Raw genomic sequence first — 3,428 nt, 5'->3', positions numbered from 1 at the left:
CCGGGCAGTCTACGTGGGCGTAGTGACGGGTCGGCGAATCGTATTCAACGTGGGAGGTGTTGATGGTGATGCCGCGCGCTTTCTCTTCCGGAGCGTTGTCGATCTGGGAGAAGTCACGAGCAGAGCCACCCCAAGTCTCAGCGCAAACCTTGGTCAGCGCTGCGGTCAGGGTGGTTTTACCGTGGTCAACGTGACCGATGGTGCCTACGTTGACGTGCGGTTTGTTACGTTCAAATTTTTCTTTAGCCATCTTGACCGTCTCCCAGCGAAGAATTGAGCAAGTCACATCACCATTAAAACAAAGGCAGATACTTTCATATCTGCCTTTATTAAATGGAGCTCATGAGCGGATTTGAACCGCTGACCTCACCCTTACCAAGGGTGTGCTCTACCAGCTGAGCTACATGAGCGAAACACATTACGCAACCAAAAAGCTGGAGCGGGTAGCGGGAATCGAACCCGCATCATCAGCTTGGAAGGCTGAGGTTCTACCACTGAACTATACCCGCGGAGCCCTAAGCTCACGCTAAAATCTGGTGGAGGGAGAAGGATTCGAACCTTCGAAGTCGATGACGTCAGATTTACAGTCTGATCCCTTTGGCCACTCGGGAATCCCTCCAAAAGGAGGCGGCATTCTCATTGGAAGCCACCCTACTGTCAAGCATTTTCTCATTAAAAACCTGAGCTTAGCTACGTTGACAGCAACCCTACAGCAACTTCCTTTCGGCGTCCCCCTGTAGAGCGGGCGCCATTCTAGTCAATCTTTTGCTGGGTTGCAATGCTTTCACACGGCATTAATTGATGCCGCAGGCCACTAAAGTCCAATGCCAAGGCCTGGAGTAGAGAATCGTCGGCAAGACGGCGGCTCTCGGGCGCGATCCGCACCCAATAATTGCGATGTGCACGAGGCAACTCTTTTAACAGCGGCGTGTAGCCGGCGTCGCGCAGCCGTTGCATTACGCTCTCGGCCGAGTCGGGACGAGGAAAGATCCCGAGGGAAATTCCGTTTTCCAGCTCACCCTGGCTAATGATGTAGCTATCGATTTTGCGGGCCTGCAGCTCCTTGAGCTGACGCAAGGATGCCTGACGTGATGCCACCGGTGGCAAATACACCCAGTAGTCGACACCCGCGGTCGCGTCGACAGCCTCGACACGCGCACGGATATCCAAGCTGATCAAGCGCTGGGCCAACATAGCAGCCGCAGACTCTTGCTCGAACCCACCCAAGAAAAGGCAAGCCGACTCAGGCTGTGCCAACGGAGCCCGAGCCGGGCGCTGACGACGTTCGGACTCGCTTAGCAGGCGGATATTCCGCCTGCCCTCCTGCATTGGCACAGTTGATGCTACTTCCTTGGCCCTCAGCGGCGCTTGCTGTTGATGCCACACGTAATAGAACACATTGAGCACGAACAACAGCAAAAAGATCCAGCGCATCTAGCACCTCATTTCAGCGGGCAGGCGACGGCCAGCCCAATGAAGACCAGGTCCGGCACTATCCGCGCGCGGGGAATGGTCTCAGCCACCAATGCCGCATCCCCCCCCGTCAGGAATACCTCAAATTCACTGTCGAAAAGGGTGCTGGCCATATCGAGCTGCGTACGAACGAACCCTTGCAACATCAATGAACAACCCCGCTCGACTGCCTCGGACGTCGAGCGCCCCGGCAACAAATTGCGCAAAGCCCGAACAGCAAGCCCCTCGTCGTAGCGCGCCCTGCGGGTATGCGTACGCAATTGATTACGCATCAGCGGTACCCCGGGACAGATGAACCCCCCCAAGTGCGCCCCGGCAGAGTCGACGAAGTCAGAGGTAACCGCAGTACCGAGATCCAGTACTAAGCAGGCTTTCCGCACTTGGCGAAACGCCCCCACCACCGCCAACCAGCGATCCAAGCCAAGACGCTCATACTCCGAATAGCCATTGCGAACACCGGCGAGTTCCTGAGCGGGTTGGGCACAGGTGCAGGCGATTGCAAAGGTTGCTTGCAACTCGCGAAGCAATGCCTCTGTTTCAACGTCGGTACGCACACTCACCAGGCGGCATGCTCGCAATTCCAGGCGCTGGGCGAGCAGCGTAGCAACCAACTCCTGATCTGAGCCGACCACACCACCACACACTACTTGCGAAACATCTTCCGAGAGCACCCGCCACTTGATAAAGCTATTTCCACAATCGAGCTCAAGAATCATCACGCAACCTCAACCCAAGCTCTCCACCACTGAAACGCTGCTCGACACCTGCCACCCGCAGACAAATGGCTCCCGAGGAGTCTACCCCGAGCACCTTACCCTCAATCGGCGTAGCGCCCGTATGCAGAACAACATCTCGCCCCTGCCACAGGTGATTAGCCTGCCACTCATCCTTAATCGCACTGAAGCCGAATTCGAAGTGTTTGGCCAGGTACCGGGACAACTGGCCATTTAGCTGACGAACCAACTCATTGCGGTCGAAGTAACGACCCAGCTCAGCCCGCATGGACGTCCAGGGCTGATCGATCTCATGCTGCTCGGAGGCAAGCATGTTCACATTGACTCCGATCCCTATCACGACATGACACACATCGGCAGGATCACCCGACAGCTCAAGGAGGACACCGGCGATCTTGCGACCATTAAGCAGAAGATCATTTGGCCACTTCAAACCCACCGCCTCCAGACCTGCGCTACGTAAGGCGTGTAGTAGCGCCACGCCGACAACGAGACTCAGCCCTTCCAGCTGGCGCATTCCCCCATCGACGCGAAGCACCAGACTGTAATAGAGGTTTTCGCCAAACGGACTAATCCAACTGCGCCCACGACGCCCACGGCCTGCTGTCTGGCGCTCAGCCAGCAGCACAAAGGGCGGCGCCTCACGCGCCAACAAACGCCGAAGCGCCTCAGCATTGGTGGAGTCTACCGACCGCAGAACAGAGATAGGCCAGCTACCTTCCGCTGACTGCGCCCGCAAGACCTGCTCATCCAGCAAGATGAGCGGGTTGGCCAATCGGTATCCCTTCCCACGCACCTTATGCACTGGCAGCCCAGTCTCTGCCTCCAGGCACTGTAACTGCTTCCAGATTGCCGACCGACTTACGCCCATAGCGGCGCCGAGCTCTTCGCCTGAATGGAAGCGGCCATCCTGAAGCAGCTTTAGTAATGGCAGCATGATGAACTCACTAACCGATGACCGGCGCATGATAACGCCCCCCCCTCTCACTGCCTACCAAGGCTGCGCGACTCATGCAGCCCTCTCTTGCCCCGGCGGTACCTTTTTCCCGCGCAAAGACAAACCCCCCAGCCGCGTTAGCGGCTGGGGGGTTTGATTTTAGAAGCTTGACGATGACCTACTCTCACATGGGGAGACCCCACACTACCATCGGCGATGAATCGTTTCACTACTGAGTTCGGGATGGGATCAGGTGGTTCCAATTCTCTATGGTCGTCAAGCAA

4 protein-coding genes, 3 tRNA genes and 1 rRNA gene are annotated in these 3,428 nt (G+C 56.9%); all 8 read right to left on the bottom strand.

Annotation, left to right across the window (positions count from 1 at the left end; translation table 11 throughout):
• A partial coding sequence (locus tag AB5S05_RS21930; protein WP_369289618.1) for a GTP-binding protein occupies window positions 1–250 on the bottom strand: 250 nt, incomplete at its 3' end.
• Window positions 251–334: 84 nt separating this feature from the next.
• A tRNA-Thr gene (locus AB5S05_RS21925) sits at window positions 335–410 on the bottom strand.
• A 25-nt stretch (window positions 411–435) separates the two neighbouring features.
• Window positions 436–509: transfer RNA gene (locus AB5S05_RS21920), tRNA-Gly, on the bottom strand.
• 25 nt (window positions 510–534) lie between these two features.
• A tRNA-Tyr gene (locus tag AB5S05_RS21915) sits at window positions 535–619 on the bottom strand.
• A gap of 134 nt (window positions 620–753) precedes the next feature.
• Window positions 754–1,434, bottom strand: coding sequence for an SPOR domain-containing protein (locus AB5S05_RS21910; protein WP_369289617.1), 681 nt, complete (start codon window positions 1,432–1,434; stop codon window positions 754–756).
• Window positions 1,435–1,442: 8 nt separating this feature from the next.
• On the bottom strand, window positions 1,443–2,189 hold the full coding sequence (locus tag AB5S05_RS21905; RefSeq protein ID WP_369289616.1) for a pantothenate kinase: 747 nt from the start codon (window positions 2,187–2,189) through the stop codon (window positions 1,443–1,445).
• The gene (birA, locus tag AB5S05_RS21900) at window positions 2,179–3,144 is read right to left on the bottom strand and encodes a bifunctional biotin--[acetyl-CoA-carboxylase] ligase/biotin operon repressor BirA (RefSeq protein ID WP_369289615.1); all 966 of its coding nucleotides are present in this window, start codon (window positions 3,142–3,144) and stop codon (window positions 2,179–2,181) included. The genes AB5S05_RS21905 and birA overlap by 11 nt, the downstream gene beginning before the upstream one ends.
• A gap of 165 nt (window positions 3,145–3,309) precedes the next feature.
• Window positions 3,310–3,425, bottom strand: a 5S ribosomal RNA gene (gene rrf, locus AB5S05_RS21895).
• Window positions 3,426–3,428 lie beyond the last annotated feature (3 nt).

This window comes from Pseudomonas zhanjiangensis, assembly GCF_041027545.1.
Classification (GTDB): Bacteria; Pseudomonadota; Gammaproteobacteria; order Pseudomonadales; family Pseudomonadaceae; genus Aquipseudomonas; species Aquipseudomonas zhanjiangensis.
This window is presented reverse-complemented; position numbering and strand designations above follow the sequence as displayed.